22 protein-coding genes and 1 pseudogene are annotated in these 23,656 nt (G+C 67.5%); 11 read left to right on the forward strand and 12 right to left on the reverse strand.

The features are described from left to right. Position 1 precedes the first annotated feature (1 nt). The 7 genes from LDO11_RS07155 to LDO11_RS07185 all read left to right on the forward strand — a co-directional run bounded on the left by LDO11_RS07155 (position 2) and on the right by LDO11_RS07185 (position 9,762). Positions 2-349, forward strand: a complete 348-nt coding sequence (locus LDO11_RS07155; RefSeq protein ID WP_129136105.1) for a hypothetical protein — start codon at positions 2-4, stop codon at positions 347-349. Positions 350-404: 55 nt separating this feature from the next. Then, entirely contained in the window at positions 405-3,269 is a 2,865-nt protein-coding gene (locus tag LDO11_RS07160; RefSeq protein WP_232140932.1) for a type VI secretion system Vgr family protein, read from the forward strand. Beyond that, positions 3,266-4,141, forward strand: a complete 876-nt coding sequence (locus tag LDO11_RS07165) for a DUF4123 domain-containing protein (protein WP_232140933.1) — start codon at positions 3,266-3,268, stop codon at positions 4,139-4,141. The genes LDO11_RS07160 and LDO11_RS07165 overlap by 4 nt, the downstream gene beginning before the upstream one ends. Further along, on the forward strand, positions 4,138-6,711 hold the full coding sequence (locus LDO11_RS07170) for a T6SS effector BTH_I2691 family protein (protein ID WP_232140934.1): 2,574 nt from the start codon (positions 4,138-4,140) through the stop codon (positions 6,709-6,711). The genes LDO11_RS07165 and LDO11_RS07170 overlap by 4 nt, the downstream gene beginning before the upstream one ends. After that, a complete protein-coding gene (locus tag LDO11_RS07175; RefSeq protein ID WP_232140935.1) occupies positions 6,711-7,691 on the forward strand; it encodes a DUF6708 domain-containing protein in 981 nt (326 codons plus the stop codon). Before LDO11_RS07170 ends, LDO11_RS07175 begins: the two co-directional genes overlap by 1 nt. A gap of 546 nt (positions 7,692-8,237) precedes the next feature. Next, entirely contained in the window at positions 8,238-9,227 is a 990-nt protein-coding gene (locus LDO11_RS07180) for a glutathione S-transferase family protein (protein WP_232140936.1), read from the forward strand. A 76-nt stretch (positions 9,228-9,303) separates the two neighbouring features. Continuing rightward, positions 9,304-9,762: a DMT family transporter gene (locus tag LDO11_RS07185; protein ID WP_232140937.1), complete on the forward strand. Its 459-nt coding sequence runs from the start codon at positions 9,304-9,306 to the stop codon at positions 9,760-9,762. 31 nt (positions 9,763-9,793) lie between these two features. On the opposite strand, the gene LDO11_RS07190 is transcribed toward LDO11_RS07185, so the two are convergent. The 9 genes from LDO11_RS07190 to ccmA are packed head-to-tail and all read right to left on the reverse strand — an operon-like array spanning position 9,794 to position 16,642. Next, positions 9,794-10,813, reverse strand: a complete 1,020-nt coding sequence (locus LDO11_RS07190) for a tetratricopeptide repeat protein (RefSeq protein WP_232140938.1) — start codon at positions 10,811-10,813, stop codon at positions 9,794-9,796. Then, positions 10,813-11,262, reverse strand: coding sequence for a cytochrome c-type biogenesis protein (locus LDO11_RS07195; RefSeq protein ID WP_232140939.1), 450 nt, complete (start codon positions 11,260-11,262; stop codon positions 10,813-10,815). Before LDO11_RS07195 ends, LDO11_RS07190 begins: the two co-directional genes overlap by 1 nt. Further along, positions 11,259-11,798 carry a DsbE family thiol:disulfide interchange protein gene (locus LDO11_RS07200; RefSeq protein WP_232140940.1) on the reverse strand — a complete coding sequence of 180 codons (540 nt, stop codon included), beginning with the start codon at positions 11,796-11,798 and terminating at the stop codon, positions 11,259-11,261. Before LDO11_RS07200 ends, LDO11_RS07195 begins: the two co-directional genes overlap by 4 nt. Then, on the reverse strand, positions 11,795-13,741 hold the full coding sequence (locus LDO11_RS07205) for a heme lyase CcmF/NrfE family subunit (protein WP_232140941.1): 1,947 nt from the start codon (positions 13,739-13,741) through the stop codon (positions 11,795-11,797). The genes LDO11_RS07200 and LDO11_RS07205 overlap by 4 nt, the downstream gene beginning before the upstream one ends. Before the next feature lie 45 nt (positions 13,742-13,786). Next, the gene (gene ccmE / locus LDO11_RS07210) at positions 13,787-14,278 is read right to left on the reverse strand and encodes a cytochrome c maturation protein CcmE (protein WP_232140942.1); all 492 of its coding nucleotides are present in this window, start codon (positions 14,276-14,278) and stop codon (positions 13,787-13,789) included. Then, entirely contained in the window at positions 14,275-14,448 is a 174-nt protein-coding gene (ccmD, locus tag LDO11_RS07215; RefSeq protein ID WP_232140943.1) for a heme exporter protein CcmD, read from the reverse strand. The genes ccmE and ccmD overlap by 4 nt, the downstream gene beginning before the upstream one ends. Before the next feature lie 43 nt (positions 14,449-14,491). Beyond that, positions 14,492-15,259 (reverse strand): heme ABC transporter permease CcmC, encoded by a 768-nt coding sequence (ccmC, locus tag LDO11_RS07220; RefSeq protein WP_232140944.1) that lies wholly within the window; start codon positions 15,257-15,259, stop codon positions 14,492-14,494. A gap of 31 nt (positions 15,260-15,290) precedes the next feature. Then, positions 15,291-15,974, reverse strand: coding sequence for a heme exporter protein CcmB (ccmB, locus tag LDO11_RS07225; RefSeq protein ID WP_232140945.1), 684 nt, complete (start codon positions 15,972-15,974; stop codon positions 15,291-15,293). Continuing rightward, positions 15,971-16,642 carry a heme ABC exporter ATP-binding protein CcmA gene (ccmA, locus tag LDO11_RS07230; protein WP_129136090.1) on the reverse strand — a complete coding sequence of 224 codons (672 nt, stop codon included), beginning with the start codon at positions 16,640-16,642 and terminating at the stop codon, positions 15,971-15,973. The genes ccmB and ccmA overlap by 4 nt, the downstream gene beginning before the upstream one ends. Positions 16,643-16,765: 123 nt before the next feature. Here ccmA and LDO11_RS07235 point away from each other — a divergent pair, with 123 nt between their 5' ends. The 3 genes from LDO11_RS07235 (at position 16,766) to LDO11_RS07245 (ending at position 19,153) form a co-directional block, all read left to right on the forward strand. Beyond that, entirely contained in the window at positions 16,766-17,917 is a 1,152-nt protein-coding gene (locus tag LDO11_RS07235) for a pyridoxal phosphate-dependent aminotransferase (RefSeq protein ID WP_232141085.1), read from the forward strand. A 29-nt stretch (positions 17,918-17,946) separates the two neighbouring features. After that, on the forward strand, positions 17,947-18,774 hold the full coding sequence (locus tag LDO11_RS07240) for an amidohydrolase (protein ID WP_129136089.1): 828 nt from the start codon (positions 17,947-17,949) through the stop codon (positions 18,772-18,774). A 64-nt stretch (positions 18,775-18,838) separates the two neighbouring features. Continuing rightward, entirely contained in the window at positions 18,839-19,153 is a 315-nt protein-coding gene (locus LDO11_RS07245; RefSeq protein ID WP_232140946.1) for a DUF3247 family protein, read from the forward strand. A gap of 167 nt (positions 19,154-19,320) precedes the next feature. Here LDO11_RS07245 and LDO11_RS07250 read toward each other — a convergent pair whose 3' ends face one another. The 3 genes and pseudogenes from LDO11_RS07250 to LDO11_RS07260 form a co-directional block, all read right to left on the reverse strand. Further along, a complete protein-coding gene (locus tag LDO11_RS07250) occupies positions 19,321-20,994 on the reverse strand; it encodes a pseudouridine synthase (protein WP_232140947.1) in 1,674 nt (557 codons plus the stop codon). Positions 20,995-21,009: 15 nt separating this feature from the next. Further along, a pseudogene (gene scpB / locus LDO11_RS07255) lies at positions 21,010-21,840 on the reverse strand (SMC-Scp complex subunit ScpB); the annotation flags it as partial. A 66-nt stretch (positions 21,841-21,906) separates the two neighbouring features. Then, complete coding sequence (locus tag LDO11_RS07260; protein WP_129136085.1) at positions 21,907-22,824, reverse strand: segregation and condensation protein A; 918 nt, start codon at positions 22,822-22,824, stop codon at positions 21,907-21,909. Between the two features lie 395 nt (positions 22,825-23,219). On the opposite strand from LDO11_RS07260, the gene LDO11_RS07265 reads away from it, so the two are divergent. After that, complete coding sequence (locus tag LDO11_RS07265) at positions 23,220-23,519, forward strand: YciI family protein (protein WP_232140948.1); 300 nt, start codon at positions 23,220-23,222, stop codon at positions 23,517-23,519. Positions 23,520-23,656 lie beyond the last annotated feature (137 nt).

Consider the following 23,656-nt stretch of genomic DNA (forward strand, 5'->3'; position numbering starts at 1 on the left):
GATGGATTTCTACGGATTCGACCGCGCCGCCGCGATGGCGCATTGCGACAGCCTTTCGCTTGGCCGTGCCGGCCGCGAGACCTCCGCGATCTGCAGCTGGAACCGTGTACGCCCCGAGCACGTCGTCGACCTGCTCGACCGCGCGGCTCCAGAGGCCCGTGCCGATGCCCGTGATCTTTCGGCATTGATCGCGCGGATGCCGTGGCGCATCCGCAACCAGCCAGCCGCCCAGGGTGGCGCGCGACTGGTCAACAACGTGCGCGAGATCGAGGTGTCGGTGGCCAGCCGCACCTGGCGCCTGCATTGCACTGAGACCCCGTCGCTGAAGCTCGAACGCATCAGCGCCTGATTCACCCGCACGCTGCGGACCGGACGGCCAGGATGCCTTCCGGCAGGAGACCGACATGGATGCCGTCGCCACGCTGACAACCGCGCTTCTCGCCGCTCCCGGGCAGCATGACCGGCTGCTTCGCCTGCATACACCGTTCGGCCCGGATGTGCTGGTGGCTGAAGCGTTCCGCGGCGAGGAGCGTCTTGGCGGGGGCGGGTTCCGCTTCGAGATCACCGCACTTTCGGTGGACGCGCATCTGGACCTGGATGCCTTGCTCGGCAAGCCGGTCCTGCTCGAACTGCTGTGCGCGGACTCACCCGTGCGGCGCCCGTTCCACGGCCATGTGACGGCGTTCGAACAGCTCGGCAGCAATGGCGGACTGGCGCGCTATCGCCTGCGGGTGGAGCCGTGGCTTGCCTTCCTGCGTCAGCGCGTCGACAGCTACGTGTTCCAGGGCCGGACGCTGGTACAGGTCCTCGAGGACGTCTTTGCCGATTACGCCGAGGCCGGAGCCCTCACCCCCGCATGGCGGTGGGATCTGCAGGACGCCGCGGTGTACCCGGTGCGCAGCCTGACGACGCAATACCAGGAGAGCGACTTCGCGTTCGTCGAGCGGCTGCTCGCCGACGAGGGACTGTTCTACTGGTTCGAACACGAAGGTGCGCCGGGCGACGACACCCTCGGCCGCCATGTAATGGTGATCGCCGACCACAACGAGGCCTGCGCCGAACTGGGCACGGTGCGTTATCACCGCGCCGATGCCACCGAGCGGGCCGACAGCCTGCAGCGCTGGTCACCGGCGCGACGCCTGCACCCGACGCGGCTGGCGCGGGCCAGCTGGGACTACCGCAGCGTGGGATTGCGGCCTGCGTCCGCAATGGCCGACACGGTGCATGCCGATGTGGTGATCGAAGACGCGGATGTCACCGCACCCTATGCATGGTGCGACGCCCCGCACGGCCAGCGGCTCGCCAGCCGACGGCTCGAGGCGATGCACGCGGCCGCGTGCGCCGGTGCCGGCACCGGGACGTGGCGCCGGATGGCACCCGGCGGTCGCTTCTCAGTCAGCCAGCATCCGCAGGTGGGCGACGAAGCGTATCTGTGTGTCGGCGTGACGCACGATGCGCGGAACAATCTCGGCGCCGAGGTATTCGATGCGCTTGAACAGGCGCTGGGTGCGGTGGCGCTGCCGGGAATTCCGCTTCCCGAGCCACTCGGGGGCGGCGGTGAAGCGGATGCAGTGGCGCTTGAACTGCTCTCCGTTCCGGCGCAGCGCGGTAGCGCGAATGGGACGCCCCTGGAGAGGTCAGCGTCGCCAGCAGGTGCAACTGCCGTCGAGCCCAACGACTTCTATCGCAACACGTTTTCCATGCAGCCGGCGGACGTCGCCTATCGGACACGCATGTCTGACGGACGCGGCGAACGCATGCATCCCAAGCCGACGGTCCATGGCACGCAGGTGGCCATCGTCGTCAGCGATGGCGCGCCGCTGACCACCGATCGCGACCACCGCATCAAGGTGCAGTTTCCGTGGCAGCGCGGTGGCAGCTCCAGCACGCGCCTGGCCCATCCCGGCGGCGACGACAACGCCCCGGGCGACGACGGTGCATGGGCATGGGTGCGCGTCGCCACGCCCTGGGCGGGCGACAACTGGGGTGGAGTGGTAGTGCCGCGGCAGGGCCAGGAAGTGCTGGTCGCGTTCATCGAGGGTGACATCGATCGGCCGGTAGTCGTAGGCAGCGTGTACAACGGCCGTGGCCAGCCGGATGCACCGCACAACCAGGCTGGCGCAGGTGCCGGCGGCGCCACCGCCAATGCGGCGGCCTGGTTCGAGGGCAATGCGCACGCCGCGGTCTACGCCGGGTTCAAATCCCAGGCGCTGGCCGACAGTCAGGGCGGCACCGGCGGCTACCAGCAGCTGCGTTTCGACGACACACCGGGGCAGGGACGCACACAGGCCGCCACCACCCAGCACGCGACCGCGTTGACGCTTGGCCACCTCAAGGGCGGCGAGGACAACGTGCGCGAACACGAGCGCGGGTTTGGCGCGGAACTGTCGACGCAGGCCGGTGGCGCGGTGCGCGCCGGCAGCGGCCTGCTGTTGACCAGCGAACCCGGTCACCAGCAGCTCACGGCCCGACAGGCGCTGGGGCAACTGGCTGACAACGCGGAACTCACGTCAACGCTGGTCGAGACGTCGGTGGGCCAGCAGGCGGGCCTGCCTGACGCCCCGCCAGACCTTCCCGTGCAGCAACGTCAGCAAACCCTGCATGACAACCTCACGGCCACCCAGCACGGCGGTGCGCCTGCAACCGGGGAAGCCGGAGCAATCGGCGGCGGCGAGGGCGAAGCACCGGGTTGGAGCGCGCCGCATCTGCTCGTGGCCGGTGCCGATGGCATAGCCGCCCTCACACCCTCCGACCAGACATGGGTCTCAGGCACGCAGACCGCCATGGTCGCCGCTACCGACCTCGGCTGGATGAGCCAGGCCAGCCACGTCACTGCCGTCGCCGGCGGCATCGCGCTATTCACCCAGGGAAGTGACGCCCCGGCCGGCAAGCCCAACCGGGAAACCGGGGTCACTCTGCATGCCGCGCAGGGCAAGGTCAGCGCGCGTGCGCACAAGAACGAAGCCAAGGCGGCCGCGAAGATGACGGTCACCATCGCGAGCACCCAGGCCGACGTGGAGATTGCAGCACCGAACAAACACGTCCTGATGACCGCGCAGGGCGCGTACCTGAAGATCGAAGGCGGCAACATCGAGCTGGGTGCGCCCGGAGTGGTGGAGTTCAAAGCAACAAAAAAGGAGCTGACGGGTCCGCAGGGGGTGAGTGGGCAGGGGCCGCAGTTCGGGGAGGCTGAGCCGAGGTTCTGCGACTACACCGCCAGGCAGGCCGAGATGGAAGGTGCGGCGACGGTTCCCATGGGTCGCTCATGACGCTGGAACGACTCGATGATCTGGGGCACCGCGAACTCCGGGGCTTCGACTTCGCATTGATCAACCCGCTGCGGGTACCCGATGCCCGTGCATCCGGTTTGCGGACCGTGCCGCTGTCGAATTCCGCGTTCAAAGCACAACTCCATCTGTGTCCCCTACTGCTCCCGCTTGCACGGACGGACGATGATGGGATCGTGCGGTTGCTGGAACGCAACGACGAGCAAATCAAGGAGACCGGCCAACCCTTGTTCTGCGCGCTGTTGGCCAGCGATGAGCAAAGCGAGGCACTGGCTGCCAGACTGGGATCCCGGATGGTGCTTGCCATCCCTGATGGGCGGAACGTGTGGCTGCGCTTCCACGATCCGAGGATATTCAGTGCCCTGTCCTGGTGGTTGGATGCAGAACAGGTCGCTTGTCTTTTGGGGCACATCCGGGTATGGGCCTGGTATGAACCCCGGGACGCCCGGTGGCACCAGCTGGACCGACGATCTGAACCTAGAGAGCAGCGCTTGAAGCTGTCGGCAGAGCAATGGGCCCGACTCGACCGCCAGCCGCTGGTCAATCGCAGCTTGAAGGCGTTGGATATTCGTCCACCATTCGAGGAGCCGCTGCGGAGCCTTGTAGAGCGGATCGATGAACACCTCTGCCGCGCGATATCCAGTGGCCTGACTGAGGATGCCGACCTGTCATTGTTTGCCGCCAGGACAGAGCGACATGGCGAAGCCTGGATCAGACATCCGGTGGCCGCAGATGCGCTGCGGACAGCCATTGAACGAAGTCGAACGTTGGCAGAGGGATTAAAAGATCTTGGTGATTCCGGAATCGAGCGGTGGATTAGCGCGGCCGCTGGGCACATGGAGGAGCACGCATGACAACATCATCAACCCAATCAGGGGCCAGTGCATCGCACCGCTGCCCGGTCTGTACTGTGGTCGGATTGCCAGTCATGCCGGTGCGTTACGCCGTCGCGTGGTCTGGCGATGACGTGCCCGACACCGAGCGGGCGCCGGATCTCGTAGAGACGTTCAGCGCGACGGCGTATCCGGTGCTTGGAACCAATAAGGCGTCGTACACCCTTCGCCGACTACGCGGCGGATATCTGTACGTGTACGACGAGGCCCACAACGAGTGGTCGGCGTACGAGGTTGACGAAGCGGCCCAGCTGCACCGGTTCGATATTGATGACGGGCCTCTGGCTGGCGAGAGCCCGGCGATGCCGGCAATGTGCAGCCGGACTGCGCCATTGTCGTTGGCGAGGTGCATCCAGATCCGCAACGCGGACCGCGCCACCCGGGTCTGGATGGCATTCAGCGATACCCGCTGGACGGCCGCGGTCAAGAAGGAGCATGAGGCAAGCGACTATCGCGCTAGACACATGCGGTGCGTCGATGTATCTGCTTGGGTTAAAAGCAAAGGCGAATCTTCACAGAGCCACACCAGTAAGTTGGTCGACGCTATCGAGCGCGTGTCGGAGTATGTCGTCTGCCAGGACGTCCCCGTGTTCCAGGACAGCACGCAAAGGGCGGGCAACTTGGTGACGGCAGGTACCCCTACGCTGGCGTCGATTCGCGTTGTCGTCCACCCCGCGTTCCAGTTTTCGCCGTACTCCGTTGGCAAAGGATCGCGCAGGGAATTTACCGGGGTTCTCTGGGGCAACCATCCGGACGACCCGGCGCCGGTGGACCCACCCCCAATGATGGTGGCCCTGGACGATCCGGTAGGGGTGACCTCGGAGTTGGCCGCACTGATGGATTGGCGGCTGGAAGAGTTCATGCATGAATCTGATCGCATCCGGCCACTGGCAGCGAGTGCTGCAATCCAGAAGCTGCGGGGAGATGTGGAGCATCAGGCGCAGTTGCAGGCAATCGAAGATGTCGAGTTCTACAACGTGACGCATACCGATCCGTATGTCGCCCAGCGGACAGGCACGGTGGCGGGTCAACAACTGGAGCTGACCCCAGAAGATCTGATCGGCGTGCGAGCCAACGCATGGGAAACCGGCCGCTATCTGGAGAAGTACGACGAATCCGGCCGGAGCAATTGGCAGCGTCAGCATGAAGCCGAGTTGCAGGCCTTGGACCGACACGTCATCAAGCCATTGGCGGATGCCCACGTCGCTTTGCTGAAGGGCAGCACGTTACAGGTACATCTGCAGTGCAACTACGATCCTGAGGACATGCAAAGTGGCGCCGGTTACCTGGGCGCTGTGCTTTCATGCATCGCCGGCACGGCCGACAAGCAACCGCAGGCAGCGCTGTATCAGGAATGGTTCGAAAGCAGCCCCTGCCAGCGGGACAACCTCCTGCTCCGGGCATTCGCGCTCAACCAGGAGAGAATTGCCGAACAACTGGCGCAGGCAGCAGAGTCGACCACCGACCTGAAACTGGCGACCCTTCCGTGGGACAAGCTGTTCGCCTTGTATAACGAGGCCGGGAAACACGTCGGATCGGATAGCTTGAACGCATTCATGGCCGTTCTGGTCAAGCAGACCCTGGGTCCGGCAGGTAAGGTCATTTCAAAGGTGGTTGACAGTGCGCCCAAGCTGTATGGATTGGCCGCCTGGGGAATGGCCTCAAACCAGCCATTGCACTGGGTTCCCGTGAGTGGCACCAGCGACGAAATCGTACGGGGCGTAATGGTGGCGTTTCAGCGGGAACTTGGTTTCCGGCAGGGAAGCAGTACGGTTCGCTCGGAGCTCCGCCGCCTGCAGATCTACGGGGTCAACCGCTTCCAGCGGATCAACACGGGGTTCGTCGGTCTGAGACGGGATGGCACGCTGACCACCCGCGAGACGTTGAACGCGCGGCGCAGCGACTTCCTGAACGGAAAGCTGGTCAACTGGCGGTCCGCGATGGATACCAGCGTACGTACAGGCGTTGGTGCAAGCCTGTTGACGTCTCTGGCGCTTTTCCAGCTCTACAAAGACGCCACGACCGGGATGCGCCATCAGCGGATGGAGTCGTGGACCCGGTTTGGTGTGGCTGCTACCGGTACTGTTGCAGCAGCGGTCGAGGCATCCGGAATAGCTTTGGAAAGTTTTGCGGAGATCAGCTCCCGGTATGCGAAGCATGTCCGGCTATGGCGCTATATGCGAATAGGCGGTAAGGTTGCCGGTGTATTGGCGAGTGTCTTTACGGCGATCTTTGATTTCCTGAGGTTTGTGTCTGAGTATCGAGAAAAGAATTTCGCGGTAGCTGGTGCATACCTTATATCAGGAGTGGCAGGCACTGTTTTGGCATTTGCGCTTCTTGCTAGCGCGGTTCTCGTCGCGGTGATTGCGTTTATTGTATTGATGCTCGCCTCGGTTTTTATCTTGTGGCGGTCGGATACTGCGGGGCATGATTGGCTTGAGCGCTGTTTGTGGGGCAGGCTGCAAGATCAGAAGTATCCAAACAATCCAGTCGAAATAGAGGAATATCAGGCCGCCATGAGGGCGATGTAATGTCGGGCTACAAAGGGCTGTTGAAAAGTTTCCCCATAAACCGGCCACTAACAGCGCAGGACAAAAAGTACCATCTGGATCAGAATAAGAGCCTGGATATCGAGCCGTATCCCGACTTGACGGTAATTCGAATGAACTCCACTTTCCTGGAAGTGGTCGACAAGTTTTTCCAAGGCAAGGGGTTTCTTTCATTATTTGTCGCTACGTCTGTAGTCGTATTTATTTGGTTTTCGGTCTTGACGTGGACTGTTCTTGCCAGTCAAATGTCCGGCGAATCTTATCCTGCAGAGGGTGTTGCCGTCGGGGTTGGAGCAATCGTCATGCTGCTAACAGCAGCAGCAGGGTTCCTATATTTTTCGCGGCATGAGTGGATCGGATACAGTCACTATCCTATCCGGCTTAATCGTGAGACCCAGATGGTGCATGTTTTTCGAAAAGACGGCAGCGTTCTGAGCGTTCCCTGGGCCGAACTTTATTTCACCTTGGACTACGATTTCAGCTATTTCCGCTTTTGGGAGATTCATGCCCATGTCCTCGCCGAAGATCGGGAAACGGTTCTCGAAACGTTCGTTCTCGGAACTAGCGAGGGTGTTGATGCAGGCGGGCTGGCTATTCTGCACGCCCACTGGGAGTTCTTCCGCAGGTACATGGCCGAGGGGCCGGATGCAGTCGCACGTTTCGTGAAGTCCGCGATGCCGGTCGATGGAAAACGAGAGTCCTTCCGGTCGGGTTATGAAGTGATCATGTCGAATTATCGACACCCCAATCCGGTTGCCAAGGTCACGACGGCATTGCTTTGGCCGATTCTTTTTCTTCAGGCTCTGGTCCGCTGGGTGATCATGCGTACGTGCAAGATGCCCCGTTGGCCCGAAGAGATTGAGTCCGTTAACAAGGTTGCTGCTGATGATCGGTATTGCATTGATGCGCGCATCAATCCTCCGGAGTTGCGTTGGAGTCGCCGGGGAAAGTCGACTTCGTGATCCGCCATTCGACGCGCGTACCGCATCTGACGCGATAGCGGAGTGGGAGAGGGATACGCTGCGTGCTGTTGTCTATAATTAGACTGCCGTCATCCAGGCGGTGGGGAAAACAAGGGGAAGGTATGGAAAAGAAGTCTTGGATGCGGGGGGCGGTCCTGGGTTGTGCGCTGGCGATGGCGGGCGTGGCCTCGGCGCAGGACCGGGAAGTGCGCGAGGTGGAGTCGCAGGGGCGCCGCGGGTGGTGACCTGATCCAGATCGACGTGGATCCCTCTGGCGAGTGCTACCAGCCCTGACGTTGCGCTGCTGCGCCGCGGGAGTTCGCGCTCCTGCGGCGATTGCGGAACGGAGAGCATGTCGGCGTTTGGCCCGCGTCCGGTTCCTGCAGGGGTATCGTGAGGTGCGACGGCTGAGCGTGGGGAGGGTCTGCCGGAGGCGAAACACTACCTCCTTGCGGCTCCCCTCGTGGGCGCATCTCCATCCGACGTACACCGCGTTGACGCCGGTCGGCCGATGATGCGGTCGGGCGGGCAACATGGTGTAGCGCGATGGGCATGATGGTGGAAGGCAAGTGGCGGTCCGATGTCGACAGGCTGGTCGATGCGTCGGGCGCGTTGCAACGCCCTTCGTCGGTGTTTCGCAACTGGGTGACCGTCGATGGCGCTCCGGGGCCGACTGGCGAGGGTGGCTTCAAGGCCGAATCCGGGCGCTATCACCTGTACGTCGCGTGGGCCTGCCCGTGGGCGCATCGTGCGACCCTGTTCCGTGAACTGAAGGGGCTGCAGGAGCAGATCGGCCTGTCGGTCACCCACTGGTTGATGGGCGACGACGGCTGGACCTTCGATCCGGCGCCGGGCGTCATCCAGGATCCGCTCCACGGTGCCGAAGCCCTGTGGCAGCTCTATGCGCGCTCCGAATCCGCTTATAGCGGTCGTGTCACCGTACCGGTGCTCTGGGACAGGCAGACGTCGCGGATCGTCAGCAACGAGTCCGCCGACATCATCCGCATGTTCAACAGTGCATTCGATGCCGTGGGCGCGTTGGATGGAGACTACGCACCCACCGCACTGGTCGCGGAGATCGACGGCCTCAACGAACGGATCTACGCCGGTCTCAACAACGGTGTCTACCGCGCCGGGTTCGCCCGTAGCCAGGAGGCGTACGACGTTGCGGTTGCCGAGGTATTCGAAACGCTCGACTGGCTCGAGCACCTGCTGTCGCGACAGATGTTCCTGTGCGGCGACCGGCTGACCGAGGCGGACTGGCGGCTGTTCACCACGCTGCTGCGTTTCGATTCCGTGTACCACGGGCACTTCAAGTGCAATGTCCGCCGACTGGTGGACTATCCGGCGCTGTGGTCGTACACGCGCGAGCTGTACGCGCATCCGGCAGTGGCGCCGACGGTCGATTTGGACCATATCAAGCGCCACTACTACTGCAGTCATCGACACATCAATCCCACCGGCGTGGTGCCAGCGGGGCCGGAGATCGATTTCACCGTCGCGCCCGACCGTGAGCACGCGGCAGCATGGACATGAGCCAGTCAAGGCGCCCGGGTGACCGGTCATGGCGTCTGCGTGCGCACGAGCCGGCACGCATGCGGCGGGGTCCTGTGTGAATCCCTGGCTGCTCGCCGGCGGCGCGGTTGCGATCGTGATCGGCGCGGTGCTGCCGCTGCAGGCGCTGGTCAATGCGCGGCTCGGCCAGGTGACCGGCGGGGCGCTGTTCGCCTCGTTCGTGTCCTTCCTGGTCGGCACGCTGGTGCTGGCAGGGGCATTGATCGCTACCCGCGCGCGCTGGCCGTCGATCGCGACCGTCGTCGTGCAGCCGGGCTGGATCTGGCTCGGCGGTGTGATCGGGGCGGTCTATGTGCTGAGCGCGACGGTGCTGGTGCCACGGATCGGCGCGGCTTCACTGATCTGCCTGATCGTGCTCGGCCAGCTGGTTGGTTCGCTGCTGCTCGATCACTACGGCGTGCTGGCGGACGTGCGGCCTATCGACGCCACGCGGGTCGTGGGCGCAGCGCTGGTCGCGGTGGGGGCGGTGCTCGTCGTGCGGCCCTGGGCGGGTTAGTCCGTCGCCTGCGAGGTGATCGCCTTCGGCGCTAAAGGGGGTCGGGAGTCTCGCCGCCGACCACCAGCTCGACGGTGTCGGCCGCCGGTAGCCGCACGCGCACCGGAGCACTCGACAGGTCGCCATCCTGCGGGGTGGCCGAGCCGCTCGACGAAATCCGTGCAAGCACCTCGACCTCCTGCAGCGCCGACAGCGGCTGGGTGGGCATCGGGCTGTCGGCATCGCCAAGCACGATGTCCAGTGGGAGGTCGGCGACCGTATGGCGTTGCGCCGCGACCGGCATCGGCGGGCCGTCCGGTGCACGTGCGATCACGAACACCACCGCGGCCGGGTCGAGCCGCACGCGGGCGGCGAAGTCCGGATCCAGCACGACGCGCACGCGCAGGCCTTCGCCGGCAGCGGTGTCCACGGGGTCGGGCTCGGGCAGCGGATCAAGGCCGGCATGCACGCGTGCCTCGTTGATCTGCAGGCGCAGGCCTGCCGCCGCCTCGCCGCCCAGGGTCGGCAGCAGTGGCTCCCAGGTGGCGGCCGCTTCGGCGCTGCGGCCGTGCTGGCGATAGCCGATGCCGAGGAACAGCCGCGCACGATGCTGGGCGGTGTCGAGTTGCAGCACGCGTTCGAGGATGCCGATCGCCTCGTCGTCGAAGCGGCGCTGCGCATCGGCGCGGGAGCGCGACTCGGCGTATTCGGTCTGCAGGCCAAGGTCCTCCGGATCCAGGCGCGCAGCGCGTGCAAACGCATCGCGCGCCTCTGCGTAGCGCTCCTGCTGCTGCAACGCGCGACCAAGCAGCCGCCAGCCTTCGACCTGGCGCGGATCGCGCTCGAGGTCCGCCTGCAACTGGGTGATGGCCTGCTCGAGGGTTTCGGGCGCGCGGCGCTGCGCAGGGTCCAGGCCGGCGGGCGTGCCGACCAGTTGGTAGAGGCTCAAGGCCATCATCGGTATCGCGATCACGAGGCCCGCGAACAGCGGGCGCGAGCCGCGCAGCGGCCATGCCAGCACCACGGCGGCAACCAGCGCCAGCAACGTCGCGAGCACGAAATACGGGGCCATCACCACTCCTGCGTGTCGTCGTGCGGAACCGCGCCATCGCGGCTGCGGCGGCGCACGATGCGCCAGACCAGCACGCCGCCACCCAGCAACAACAGGGCCGGGCCGAACCACAGCACGTAGGTGGCGGCACCCACGCGCGGCCGGTACAGCACGAACTCGCCATAGCGGTCGACCAGGTACTGGCGGATCTCGGCATCACCCATGCCGCGCCGCATCAACGTCAGTACCTCGCGACGCAGGTCGTGCGCGATCTGCGCGTTGGAATCGGCCAGCGACTGGTTCTGGCACATCACGCAGCGCAGTTCGGCGATCAGGCTGCGGAAGCGCTTCTCCTCCACCGCGTCGGCGAACTCCAGCGGTGCCGGATCCTGCGCCGCCTGTGCCTGCACGGCCGAGAGCGGCAGGGCCGCCAGCAGGATGCCCAGCAATGCAAGCAGCACGGTCCTCATCCGCCGATCGCCTCCAGCGCCGGCAGCAGGCGCTCGCGCACGGTGTCGTCGGTCATCGGGCCGACATGCTTCCAGCGCACGATCCCTTCCGCATCCACCAGGAAGGTCTCGGGTGCGCCGTAGATGCCCCATTCGATCGCGTTGTGACCCTCGTAATCCACCAGCACCACCCAGTAGGGATTGCCGAACTGTTCCAGCCAGCGCAGCGCATCGGCGCGCTCGTCCTTCCAGTTGTAGCCGACCACGCGCACGCGACGGGTCTCGGCGAAGCGGGTCAGCACGCCGTGCTCCTCGCGACAGCCGGGGCACCAGCTGCCCCAGACATTGAGCAGGTAGGGCGCGCCGCGCAGCTCCGCATCGGTCACCAGCCGCCCGGCCTCGTGCAGTGCCGGCAGGCGGAATGCCGGCGCCTGCTTGCCGATCAGCGGCGAGGGCAGGGCGTCGCGGTCGGGGTCGCGGCTCAGCCACACGCCGGCCGCCAGCAGCGCCGCGATCAGGCCGAATACCGCGAGCGGTAGCCAGCGCTGCAGCTTCATGGTGCGCCGACCTTTGGCGTGGCGCCGGTGGCAGGACGACGCGGCGCGACGCGGAAGCGGCGGTCGAAAGCCGTCACCAGCCCGCCCAGCGCCATCAGCGCGGCGCCTGTCCAGATCCAGCGCACGAAGGGTTTGACGTGTACCCGCACCGCCCAGGCGTCGTCGCCCAGCGGTTCGCCCAGTGCCACGTAGACGTCACCGAGCACGCCGGGCCGGATCGCGGCTTCCGTCATCACCTGGCCGCCGCTGGCGTAATGGCGCTTCTCGGGATGCATCACCGTTGCGCGGTCGTTGCGCAGCATCACCACGCGGCCGCGGTCGGCCATGTAGTTGGGCCCGCGCACCCGCTCCACGCCTTCGAAGCGGAAGCTGTCGCGGCCCATCTCCAGCGTCTGGCCCGGGCGCAGCGCCACCTCGCGCTGCAGGTTCATCGCCTCCACCAGCAGCGCGCCGACCAGGAACACCGCGACGCCGGCATGGCCGAGCAGCATGCCGACCAGTTCCGGGGTGAAGCGGCCGTTGCCGCGGATCCGCGTCCACGCGAAGTACGCCGTGCCGGCGCCAACCCACAGCGCGCCCGCCACGCCAATGGCGACCTTCCACGGCCCCTGCGGCGCCATGAAATAACCGAATGCACCCGCCACCAGCGCCAGCACCAGCCACGGCCGCGCGATCTTCAGCAGCCGCGGCGTGTCGTCGCGCTGCCAGCGCGTCAGAGGCCCGAACGGCAGCAGCAGTACCAGCGGCGCCATCAGCAACAGGAACAGCAGCCCGAAGTAGGGCGGGCCGACGGAAATCTTGCCGAGGTCGAGCGCGTCGGCCAGCAGCGGATACAGCGTGCCCAGCAGCACCATCGCGCAGGCCGCCACCAGCAGCAGGTTGTTGAGTAGCAGCAGCGTTTCGCGCGAGGTGCCGGCGAAGGGCTTGCCGTCCTCCACGTCGGGTGCGCGCAGCGCGTACAGCAGCAGCGAGCCACCCACGACGATGCCGAGGAACACCAGGATGAACAGCCCGCGCGCCGGATCGGCGGCGAAGCTGTGCACGCTGGTCAGCACGCCCGAGCGCACCAGGAACGCGCCCAGCAGCGACAGCGAGAAGGTGGCGATGGCCAGCAGCAGCGTCCAGCCGCGGAAGCTGCCGCGCTTTTCGGTGACCGCCTGCGAATGGATCAGCGCGGCGCCGGCCAGCCACGGCATGAAGCTGGCGTTCTCGACCGGATCCCAGAACCACCAGCCACCCCAGCCGAGCTCGTAGTACGCCCACCAGCTGCCGAGCGCGATGCCGACGGTGAGGAACGCCCACGCGATGTTGGTCCAGGGCCGCGTCCAGCGCAGCCAGCGGGCATCCACGCGTCCATCCAGCAGTGCGGCAATCGCGAACGCGAACGGCACCACGAAGCCGGCATAGCCCACGTACAGCAGCGGCGGATGCACGATCATCCCCGGGTCCTGCAGCAGCGGGTTGAGGTCGCGGCCTTCCATCGCCGCCGGCAACAGGCGCTCGAACGGATTGCTGGTGAACACCAGGAAGGCGAGGAAGCCGAACGACACCGCGCCCATCACCGCCAGTACGCGTGCGATCACCACCGGCGGCAGGTTGCGCGACCACAGCGCGACCGCGCCATTCCACAGCGCGATGATCAGCACCCAGAACAGCAGCGAGCCTTCGTGGTTGCCCCACACCGCGGTGATCCGGTAGACCAACGGCAGCAGGGTGTTCGAATTCTCGGCGACGTAGCGCACCGAGAAGTCCTGCGCCACGAAGGCCCAGGTCAGCACCAGATAGGCAATGAACACCAGCGCCAGCTGCACGTGTGCGGCCGGGCGTGCGGTGCGCATCCACGCGGGAATGCCACGCTGCGCACCGAACAGCGGCAGCGTGGCCTGCATCAGCGATGCGATCAGCGCCAGCAGCAGCGCGATCTGGCCGAGTTCAGGCAGCATCGCGCGATCCGCTTGCGGTCGGAAGGAAGACCCAGGACACGGGCATCAGCGCGGCATGTCCTGACGGGCGCCATCGGCCGCGTCATCGATGCCGTGCTTCTGGTGGGCCACGCCCATCTTGTCGGCGAGTTCCTTGGGCATGTAGGTCTCGTCGTGCTTCGCCAGCACTTCCTCGGCCATGAACACCCCATCGCGCATACGCCCGGTGGCGACCACCGCCTGGTTCTCGCGGAACAGATCGGGCAACAGGCCGGTATAGAGCACCGGCAGTACGGCATCGCCATCCGACACCAGGAAGCGCGACTCCAGCGAACCCGAAGGCCGCTCGAACGAGCCCTCGGCCACCATGCCGCCCAGGCGGAAGCGGGCCTCGCCCGATGCCACCGGCGCACCGGCGCGGCCATCGAGGATTTCCGCGGGCGTGTAGAGGTAGGCGATGTTGCGCTGCAGGGCCATCGCGACCAGCGTGGTGGACACGCCGGCGGCCAGCACCAGCGCCAGCACGAACCACAGGCGGCGGCGTCGGGTCGGGTTCATCGGTCGAGGTCTCCCCGTTTCAGGTTGGCGGCGCGGCGCGCGGCCAGCAGCCGGACGCCGCGCAGCAGCCGGCGGATGCGGATATGCGGCACCACGAAGTCCCACAGCAGCACCGCGACGAACACCAGATAGGCGGCGAGTACGTAACCGGCGTAGGTCATTGCAGCCATGCCCCAGTGTCGCAGCAGGCGCCGCGGATGGTCTTGATCCTGATCATGCGGGCCCGGACCTGGTCGGCATCCGCTCGGCCAGCCTGCGCACCCAGTCCTTGCCGCCCTCGCGATAGAGGTTGTCGGCGCGGGCACGTGCCAGCAGCGAGCCGGCGAACCAGAACTTGGTACCCACCACCAGCCAGATCAGTGGCGGCAGCATGCTCGGGTCCATCGAGGATTCGCCGAACACGCGGATCGTCTGCCCCTGGTGCAGCGAGTTCCACCACACCACCGAATAGCGGATCACCGGCAGCAACGCCACGCCGACGATCGCCAGCAGGGAGGCCGCGCGCGCGGCGGCGCGGCGGTCGTCGATGGCGTGGTAGAGGCCGATCACGCCGAGGTACATGAACAGCAGGATCAGCTCGCTGGTCAGGCGCGGGTCCCAGTCCCACCAGGTGCCCCACATCGGACGGCCCCAGATGCTGCCGGTGGCCAGCGTGATCACGGTGAAGGCGGCGCCGATCGGCGCGCAGGCCATCGCCAGGATCTCGCACAGCTTGATCCGCCAGATCAGCGCGATCGCGGCGTACACCGCCATCAGGCCGTAGACCGCAAGGCTCATCCAGGCACTCGGTACATGGATGTAGAGGATCCGGAAGCTGTCGCCCTGCTGGTAGTCGGCCGGCACCTGGAACAGCGCGCCGTACAGGCCCCAGCCCATCAGCAGCACCCCCAGCCCGTAGCACCACGGCGCCCAGCGCGCGGCGAAGCGGTCGAAGGTGGGGGGTGAACCGAGTTGATGGAACCAGCGGACGACGGGGTTCATGCGTTTCCAGCGGCCACCGCGTGGGCGGTGGTCAAGTGAGGGCGATGCGGATGGCGGCGGCAGCGGCCACCGGTGCCAGCACCAGTGCCAGCACCAGGCCCGCCGCCAGCAGCAGCAGGCCTCCGGTGGGGTCCTGGCCCTGACCGGCCTGGGTGACGCAGCCGACCCCGAACACCAGCACGGGCACGTACAGGGGCAGTGCCAGCAGGGACAGGAGGATACCCGAGCGGCGCATGCCGACGGTTAATGCCGCCACCACCGCACCGATCAGGCTCAGCAGCGGAGTGCCCAGCGCGAGTGCGGCCATCAGCACGGCCAGCTGGGCGCGCGGCAGCTGCATCAGTTCCGCCAGCACCGGCGCGGCGACCAGCAGTGGCAGTGCGGTGGTCGCCCAGTGCAGCGCGGTGCGCACGAGCACCAGCCAGGCCAGCGGCAGCGGGGACAGCATCCACTGTTCCAGCGAGCCGTCCTCGGCATCGCCGCGGAACAGGGTGTCCAGCGCCAGCAGGCCGGCCAGCAGCACCGCCACCCACAGCACGCCGGGTGCCACGCCGGCCAATGTCGCGGCGTCACCGCCCAGGGCGAGGCCGAACAGCACCACCACCATCAGTGCGAACAGGGCCGGCTGCAGGGCGTCGCCGCGGCGGCGCCACAGCAGACGCAGGTCGCGGGCGACGAGGGCCGCGGCAGCGGTGCGCAGGGTCGGGCGCCTCACGCCAGCACCTCCACCACGGCGTCGTCCCCGGTGCTGCCACCGAGCACCAGTTCACGCGTACGCACCGGCGGCGCGGCGTAGGCGCCGTGGGTGGTCACCAGCGCGGCGCCGCCGGAACGCAACTGCGCCTGCACCATGCGGTTCACCAGTTCGATGCCATCGAGGTCGAGGTTGGCGTAGGGCTCGTCGAGCAGCCACAGCGGCGCCGGCGACAGCCACAGGCGCGCCAGCGACAGCCGCTTCTTCTGCCCGGCCGAGAGCTCGCGCAGGGCGGTGTCCTCGTAGCCGGCCAGGCCGACGATGCCCAGCGCCTGTTCCACCAGCTGCCCGCGGCGCAGCCCGTGCAGGCCGACCAGGAAGCGCAGGTTTTCCAGCGCGCTGAGGTCCGCCTTGAGCCCGGGCAGGTGCCCCAGATAGGCCATCGCCTGTGCGCGCAAGGCTGTCTTCGCGGCACGCCCGTCGATCTCGACCAGGCCGGCATCGGCACGCAGCAGGCCGGCCAGCACCCGCAGCAGGGTGGTCTTGCCGGCGCCATTGCCGCCGCGCACCAGCAATGCCTCGCCGGCATCCACGGCGAAGTCGAGCGGACCGAACACGGGACGATCGTTGCGGCTGAAAGTGAGGCCCTGCGCGCTCAGGAGCGGCATGGATGGAGCGGAGTCGGGCATCGGCGCCGCGCAGGCAACGGTCGGAAGTGACCGCCCATTCTAGGCGCTCCGCGCGGCACGGACATCCCTTGCAGCGGCAGGTACACTGCGTTGCCCCCGTTGTTGGACAGGCGCACCGTGGCGATCGCAACCGACAGCAAGCTGCCGAAGGTCGGCACCACCATCTTCAGCACGATGTCGCAGCTCGCGGCCGAGCACGGCGCGGTCAACCTCGGCCAGGGCTTCCCGGATTTCGAGGTGCCGGCACGGCTGGTCGATGAACTCGAGCGCGCCATGCGCGCAGGGCACAACCAGTACGCGCCGATGACCGGGATCCCGGCACTGCGCGCGGCAATCGCCGGCAAGACGGAGCGCGTGTACGGCTACCGGCCGGATGCCGACGCCGGGGTGACCGTTACCAGCGGGGCGACCGAGGCGCTGTTCAACGCCATCCACGCGGTGGTGCGCGCCGGCGACGAGGTGATCGTGCTCGACCCGGCCTACGACAGCTACGAGCCGGCGATCGAGCTGGCCGGTGCGCAGGCGGTGCACGTGGCGCTCGACCCGCGCAGCTTCGCGGTGGACTGGGCCGCGGTACGCGCTGCGGTCACTCCGCGCACGCGCATGCTGATCGTCAACACCCCGCACAACCCGTCCGGGGCGATGTTCTCGGCCGGCGACATCGAGGCGCTGCAGGCGCTGCTCGACGAACACCCCCGGATGTGGTTGCTGTCCGACGAGGTCTACGAACACATCGTGTTCGACGGCGCACGCCACGAGTCGGCACTGCGCCATCCGCGCCTGCGCGAGCGCGCCTTCGTGGTGTCGAGCTTCGGCAAGACCTACCACTGCACCGGCTGGAAGCTCGGCTACTGCATCGCCCCGCCGGCGCTGTCGGCGGAGTTCCGCAAGGTCCACCAGTACAACGTGTTCTGCACATTCGCACCCGCCCAGTATGCCTTCGCGGCGATGCTGGACGCCGAGCCCGGACACTACGAGCAGCTGGGCGCCTTCTACCAGGGCAAGCGCGATCGTTTCCGCGAGCAGCTCTCGTCGACACGGCTGCAGCCGTTGCCGGTGGCGGGCGGTTATTTCCAGCTGGTGGACTATGCCGCGGTGAGCGATCTCGACGATGCCGCGTTCTGCCGTTGGCTGACCATCGAGCACGGCGTGGCCGCCATCCCGCTGTCGCCGTTCTATGCGCAGCCGCCGCCAGGCCAGCGCCTGGCGAGGCTGTGCTTCGCCAAGAACGAAGCGACGCTCGATGCCGCCATCGAGCGCCTGCGCGCGCTGTAACGGCAGACTGATACAGGCAGGACCACCACGTGAAACCCAGCAACGATCTGCGCGTGTCCATCGTCCAGGGCGAGACACGCTGGCACGACCCGGAAGCGAACCGCGAGTACTACGGCGACTTCATGCGCTCGCTGCGTGGCATCACCGACGTGGTGGTGCTGCCGGAAACCTTCACCAGCGGTTTCAGCAACGACGCGATGGACCGCGCCGAGGACATGGACGGCCCGACGGTCGCCTGGGTGCGCGAACAGGCGCAGCTGCTGGATGCGGCGGTGACCGGCAGCGTGCAGCTGCGCACTGGCGATGGCGTGTTCAACCGCATGCTGTGGGCAACCCCCGATGGCGGGCTCGCGCACTACGACAAGCGCCACCTGTTCCGTTACGCCGGGGAACACAGGCGTTACGCCGCCGGTCGCGAACGGCTCACCGTGGACTGGCGCGGCTGGCGGATCAACCCGCAGGTCTGCTACGACCTGCGCTTCCCGGTGTTCTGCCGCAACCGCTACGACGTCGAGCGCCCGGGGCAACTGGATTTCGACGTGCAGATCTTCGTGGCCAACTGGCCAGCCGCACGCGCGTACGCGTGGCGCACGCTGTTGCGCGCGCGCGCGATCGAGAACCTGTGCTTCGTGGTGGGCGTGAACCGCGTCGGCGAGGACGGCAACGGGCTTGCCTACGACGGCGACAGCGTGGTGCTGGATTTCGCCGGCACCCCGCTTGCCGAGGCCACCGATTTCGAGGTGGTCAGCACCACCACCCTGCAGGCGGCGACGTTGCGCGCCTACCGCGAACACTTCCCGGCGATGCTGGATGCCGATCGCTTCGAGATGGACGGCCTGCCTGCGCGGGCGGAGTAGGGCGTTGCCGCGGCATTGACGGCCGGCGGGGTGTAGTGACGGTCTTTCCCAGCAGGAGACCGTCATGGCCCAGTTCGCCGAGCGTGTGGTGACCGATCAGGCGGAGATCGAACGGATCAAGGCGATGATCCTCGTGCTCGACGAGGAGGCGCGGGTGGAAGTGGAGCTCGATGACGGGCGCGTGCTGACCGGCGCGGTCGCGATCAAGCCCACGCTGCAGATGTTCCATGACCCACAGGGCAACGAGGGCACGAACGGCGTGCTGCGCCTCGACGATGCCCTCGAGCCCGAGAAGCCGCATTTCATCCCGCTGGCCAGCATCCGGCGGGTGCGCCGGCTGGAACCCGACCAGCACACCATCCTGCGCCGCGAGGACTGACGCCGTCCGTCGCTGAGCTGCGCAGGTCATCACGGTGCGGGCGCGCGCAAAACGCACACCGCCGCCTGGACGTGCACTCTCGCCGTCAGTCGCGGCGACGGGGCTCACGACACGCCGTACGGCGTGTCATCCCGCCGACCCGGCGCGACCTCCCGGGTCTTCAGCAATCAGCGGTTGCCGCCACGCGGACCCCGCGGAGCCGGGCGACCGGCGCCGCCACCTGGGCCACGGCCACCACCGCCGGGGCCACGGTTGCCGCCCGATGGTCCGCGGTTGCCACCGCCTGGCCCACGGGCCGCCGCCGGACCGCCGCCCGGCCCACGCCCGGCACCGGGCCCGCGATTGCCGCCCGGGCCCTTGCCGCCGCCGGGGCCACGATTGCCACCCGCCGGTCCGCGGGCGGGGCCTGAGCCGGCGCGCGGATACGGGTTGCGGCCGCGGTCACCCGCATGGCCGCCGGGGTTTCCATGGTCGGACGGGAACACCGGCGCACTGTCCGGGTGGCCGTAGGGACGCGAGGCACGCGGCGCGCGCTTCTGCCCGGCGCCCGGCGCGGCGCCATAGCCGCCACCACCGCCAGCACCGCCACCGCCCGGACGCTTCTTGTTGCCATAGGGCTTCTTCGGCCCGCGGCCGTCGGCATTGCGGTGACCGGCCGGGCCGGTGTCCACGCCATCGGGCACATACCAGCTGCGGAATGCGGCGGGGTTGCCTTCCGGCAGCGCGCGGTTGTGCTTGTCGGCGCGCTGCTTGAACGGCTTCTGCGACTGCTTGGCGGCGGCTTCGCCACTCACCGTCAGCCCGCCGTGCGGCCTGCGGTTGCCGCCGCGGCCGCGGTCCTCGCGCACGTGGTCGAAGCGGCGCAGCTCGCGCCCTTCGTCGGCGGTGGTGTGGCCGTTGACGTAGGCATTGCCGGTGCCGCGCGCCTCGCGCGGAATGTGCACGGTCGCCTTGCTGGCACGGCGCTGGCCGATCACCTGCTGCAGCGTCAGCGCCGGCGGCGGGCCTTCCTCGAGCTTCAGCTCGCGACGCAGCTCCTCCACCTGGGTGGCGGCAAGCTCCTGCGACTGTCCGCGCAGCAACGGCTGCGGCAGGGCGATGCGCCCGTAGCGGGTGCGCTTGAGGCGGCTGACCTGGCAGCCCTGCGATTCCCACAGGCGGCGCACCTCGCGGTTGCGGCCTTCCTTGACCACCACGCGGAACCAGTCGTGCGAATCGGTGCCACCGATGCGCTCGATCTCGTCGAACTTCGCCGGGCCGTCGTCCAGTGCCACGCCGCGCTTGAGGCGGTCGACGATCTTGTCCGACACCACGTCCTCGCCCTCGGGGGCGCGCACGCGGCAGACGTACTCGCGCTCGACCTCGTAGGACGGGTGCATCATCGCGTTGGCCAGCTCGCCGTCGGTGGTGAGCAGCAGCAGGCCGGTGGTGTTGATGTCGAGGCGGCCGATGGCGATCCAGCGCGCGCCCTTGAGCACCGGCAGCGCGTCGAAGATGGTCGGACGGCCTTCGGGGTCCTCGCGGGTGGTGACCTCGCCCTCGGGCTTGTTGTAGATCAGCACGCGGGCCGGTTCCGTCAGCGCGCTGGCGACGAAGCTGCGGCCATCGATCTCGATGCGGTCGCCGCTGCCCACGCTCATGCCGGTCTGCGCCGGCTCGCCGTTGACCTTGACCATGCCTTCGGCGATGCGCTGCTCGAGCGCGCGGCGTGAGCCGAGGCCCGCCTGCGCGAGCACCTTGTGCAGGCGCTCCTCCAGCCGCGGCGCGGGCGTGGTGTCGGCGTCGCGCTTGAGGGAAAGCTTGCGGGTGCCCTTGTCCTGGGCGGGGGTGTTGTCGTTCATCTATTGACTCCGGGTGCTGTCGCCGTCTTCGGCGAGGGCGGTATTCGTTTCGGTGGGTTCCGGGTCGGACGCGCCGGTATCGGCGCTCCCGTCCAGGGAATCGGAAGTGACGCCGGGCATCGTGGATGCCGCGTCGGGGTCGTCGTCGGGCCGCGTATCCGCGTCCGGCGCCGTGGTGGGGGTGTCGTCGCGGCGATCGGCACCGGTGTCGCCGCCGTCGGCGTCCACTGCTTCGGCCTCGAGCGGAGTGTCGCCGAGCGGCATCGCGCCGTCAGGCGACGGGGTGCGATCGCCGAGGTCGAGCTGCGGTTCGAGCTCGCCGAAATCCTTGAGCTCCGACAGCGGCGGCAGGTCGTCCAGTCGCTTCAGGCCGAAGTAGTCGAGAAACGCCCGGGTGGTGCCGAGCAGTTCGGGCCGGCCGGGGATGTCGCGGTGGCCGACCACGCGGATCCATTCGCGTTCTTCGAGCGCCTTGATCATGTTGCTGCTGGTGGCCACGCCGCGGACCTGTTCGATCTCGCCGCGGGTGATCGGCTGGCGATAGGCGATCAGTGCCAGCGTTTCCAGGGTGGCGCGGGTGTAGCGGGTCTGGCGCTCGGTCCACAGCCGCGCAACCCAGGCATGGACGTCGGCTTTCACCTGGTAGCGCCACCCGGAGGCGACCTCCACCAGTTCCACGCCGCGCCCGGTGCAGGCGGCCTGCAGATCGTGCAGTGCCTGCTCGACGGCACCTTCGGGTGCCGGCTCGTCGACGGTGAACAGTCCCCGCAGCTGGGCCACGCCCAGCGGCTGGTTCGCGGCCAGCAGGGCGGCCTCGACGATGCGGTTGATCAGTGTCTGGTCCATGTCATCGATCGTGATGCGGCGATTGGCCGCGGTGTGTGTCGCGAGGGGCGATCCGGACCGCGCAGCTCATGCGCCGGAATCGGATGCGTCCTCGATGTCCTCGTCGAACTCGCTGACCAGGCTGACGGGTGCCTTGCCGTCGCGGGTGGCCAGCGACTTCACGTAGATCGGCGCGAGCGGCGCGTCCTGCACCAGTTCGAGCAGGCGCTCCTTGGTGAGCTCGAGCAGCGAGAGCAGGGTGACGACCACCCCGAGCTTGCCTTCGTGCGCGTCGAACAACGATTCGAAGCGGTGGAACGCGCCGTCCTCGAGTCGGCTCAGCACTTCGCCCATGCGCTGGCGGACACTGAGGGCATCACGCCGGATCGCATGGCCGGTGAACAGCTCCGCACGCTTGAGCACGTCGTGCAGGGCCAGCAGCAGCTCCGGCAGGTCCACCGGCGGCGGCAGGCGCACCGTGGCGCGGTCGGGGATGTCGACCGACACCGTCGCGGTGTCGCGCTCCATGCGCGGCAGGCGGTCGATGTCCTCGGCGGCCTGCTTGAAACGTTCGTACTCCTGCAGTCGGCGCACCAGTTCCGCACGCGGATCGTCTTCCTCGCCTTCCTCGCTGGGCGGCCGCGGCAACAGCATGCGCGACTTGATCTCGGCGAGGATGGCGGCCATCACCAGGTACTCGGCGGCCAGTTCGAACCGCAGGTCCTGCATGACGTTGATGTAGGCGACGTACTGCCGGGTGATCTCCGCGACCGGGATGTCGAGGATGTCGAGGTTCTGCCGGCGGATCAGGTACAGCAGCAGGTCCAGCGGCCCTTCGAACGCGTCGAGGATGACCTCGAGTGCATCCGGCGGGATGTACAGGTCCTGCGGAATCTGCAGCACCGGCTGGCCATGCACCACCGCGAGCGGCATCTCCTGCTGTTGCGGAGGCGCATTCGGGTTGGATTCCGCGGCAGCGGCGGCGGGTAGGCCGGGTTGTGTCATTCGCGATGCGGCCCCCTCCGGGCCGGCCAGGTGTCCGAATGTGCGGCTGCCAATATGCGCACCCGGCCGGCTGGCCGCTGTGGGGCAGGGCCGATGACGACTGGACTTGGCGGCCGGACGCCACTGGCCACATCACCCGGTCGGTGGGCGGTGCGATGGCGGAAAGGGCGTCGGGCGGGACCGTGACGGGCAGCGGATCGGACGTCCAGTTGCGACGGCCGCTGCGGTCGGGTCTCGAAGCTCCGGGCTAGCCTACGGGCTCCCCGCGCGGCTGTCCAGCATGCGCCCGTCGCGGGTTTATCCACGCGCGGGCATGCAGGACCGTGCCGCACCGGTGCCAGCCGCGGGCCGCATCCGTACACTACCGCGCCCCGACAGCCAGGATGCCCCGCGCCATGTGGTATGCGATCGAAGGTTACGACGGTGACGATGTGCTCGCGCAGCGGCTCGAAGCGCGCCCGGCACACGTGGAACGGCTGGTCGCACTGCGCGACGCCGGCCGCCTGCTGCTCGCCGGCCCGTGCCCGCGGATCGATGCCGAGGACCCGGGACCGGCCGGTTTCAGCGGCAGCCTGGTGGTGGCCGAATTCGACTCGCTCGACGCTGCCCGCGCCTGGGCCGACGCCGATCCGTATGTCGCCGCGGGGGTCTATGACCGCGTCGAGGTGCGGCCGTTCCGGCGCGTGCTGCCCTGAGGTCACGGCATTGGCGAGACGGATGACGACGTGCACCATGGCCGGCGCAGCCGCGTCGCACAGCGGTGCACGGCGGTATTGCGACACTTTTGCAGAGATGTCTGCAAGCGCTTACAGTCCGCGCCCTGTGCACCCAG

It is taken from the genome of Alterluteimonas muca (genome assembly GCF_021191595.1).
Lineage (GTDB): Bacteria > Pseudomonadota > Gammaproteobacteria > Xanthomonadales > Xanthomonadaceae > Luteimonas > Luteimonas muca.

Coding starts and splice junctions, on each gene's coding strand:
- LDO11_RS07155 (WP_129136105.1), top strand. CDS start 2: ATGGATTTCTACGGATTCGACCGCGCCGCCGCGATGGCGCATTGCGAC.
- LDO11_RS07160 (WP_232140932.1), top strand. CDS start 405: ATGGATGCCGTCGCCACGCTGACAACCGCGCTTCTCGCCGCTCCCGGG.
- LDO11_RS07165 (WP_232140933.1), top strand. CDS start 3,266: ATGACGCTGGAACGACTCGATGATCTGGGGCACCGCGAACTCCGGGGC.
- LDO11_RS07170 (WP_232140934.1), top strand. CDS start 4,138: ATGACAACATCATCAACCCAATCAGGGGCCAGTGCATCGCACCGCTGC.
- LDO11_RS07175 (WP_232140935.1), top strand. CDS start 6,711: ATGTCGGGCTACAAAGGGCTGTTGAAAAGTTTCCCCATAAACCGGCCA.
- LDO11_RS07180 (WP_232140936.1), top strand. CDS start 8,238: ATGGGCATGATGGTGGAAGGCAAGTGGCGGTCCGATGTCGACAGGCTG.
- LDO11_RS07190 (WP_232140938.1), bottom strand. CDS start 10,813: ATGGCCCCGTATTTCGTGCTCGCGACGTTGCTGGCGCTGGTTGCCGCC.
- LDO11_RS07195 (WP_232140939.1), bottom strand. CDS start 11,262: ATGAGGACCGTGCTGCTTGCATTGCTGGGCATCCTGCTGGCGGCCCTG.
- LDO11_RS07200 (WP_232140940.1), bottom strand. CDS start 11,798: ATGAAGCTGCAGCGCTGGCTACCGCTCGCGGTATTCGGCCTGATCGCG.
- LDO11_RS07205 (WP_232140941.1), bottom strand. CDS start 13,741: ATGCTGCCTGAACTCGGCCAGATCGCGCTGCTGCTGGCGCTGATCGCA.
- ccmE (WP_232140942.1), bottom strand. CDS start 14,278: ATGAACCCGACCCGACGCCGCCGCCTGTGGTTCGTGCTGGCGCTGGTG.
- ccmD (WP_232140943.1), bottom strand. CDS start 14,448: ATGGCTGCAATGACCTACGCCGGTTACGTACTCGCCGCCTATCTGGTG.
- ccmC (WP_232140944.1), bottom strand. CDS start 15,259: ATGAACCCCGTCGTCCGCTGGTTCCATCAACTCGGTTCACCCCCCACC.
- ccmA (WP_129136090.1), bottom strand. CDS start 16,642: ATGCCCGACTCCGCTCCATCCATGCCGCTCCTGAGCGCGCAGGGCCTC.
- LDO11_RS07245 (WP_232140946.1), top strand. CDS start 18,839: ATGGCCCAGTTCGCCGAGCGTGTGGTGACCGATCAGGCGGAGATCGAA.
- LDO11_RS07250 (WP_232140947.1), bottom strand. CDS start 20,994: ATGAACGACAACACCCCCGCCCAGGACAAGGGCACCCGCAAGCTTTCC.
- LDO11_RS07260 (WP_129136085.1), bottom strand. CDS start 22,824: ATGACACAACCCGGCCTACCCGCCGCCGCTGCCGCGGAATCCAACCCG.
- LDO11_RS07265 (WP_232140948.1), top strand. CDS start 23,220: ATGTGGTATGCGATCGAAGGTTACGACGGTGACGATGTGCTCGCGCAG.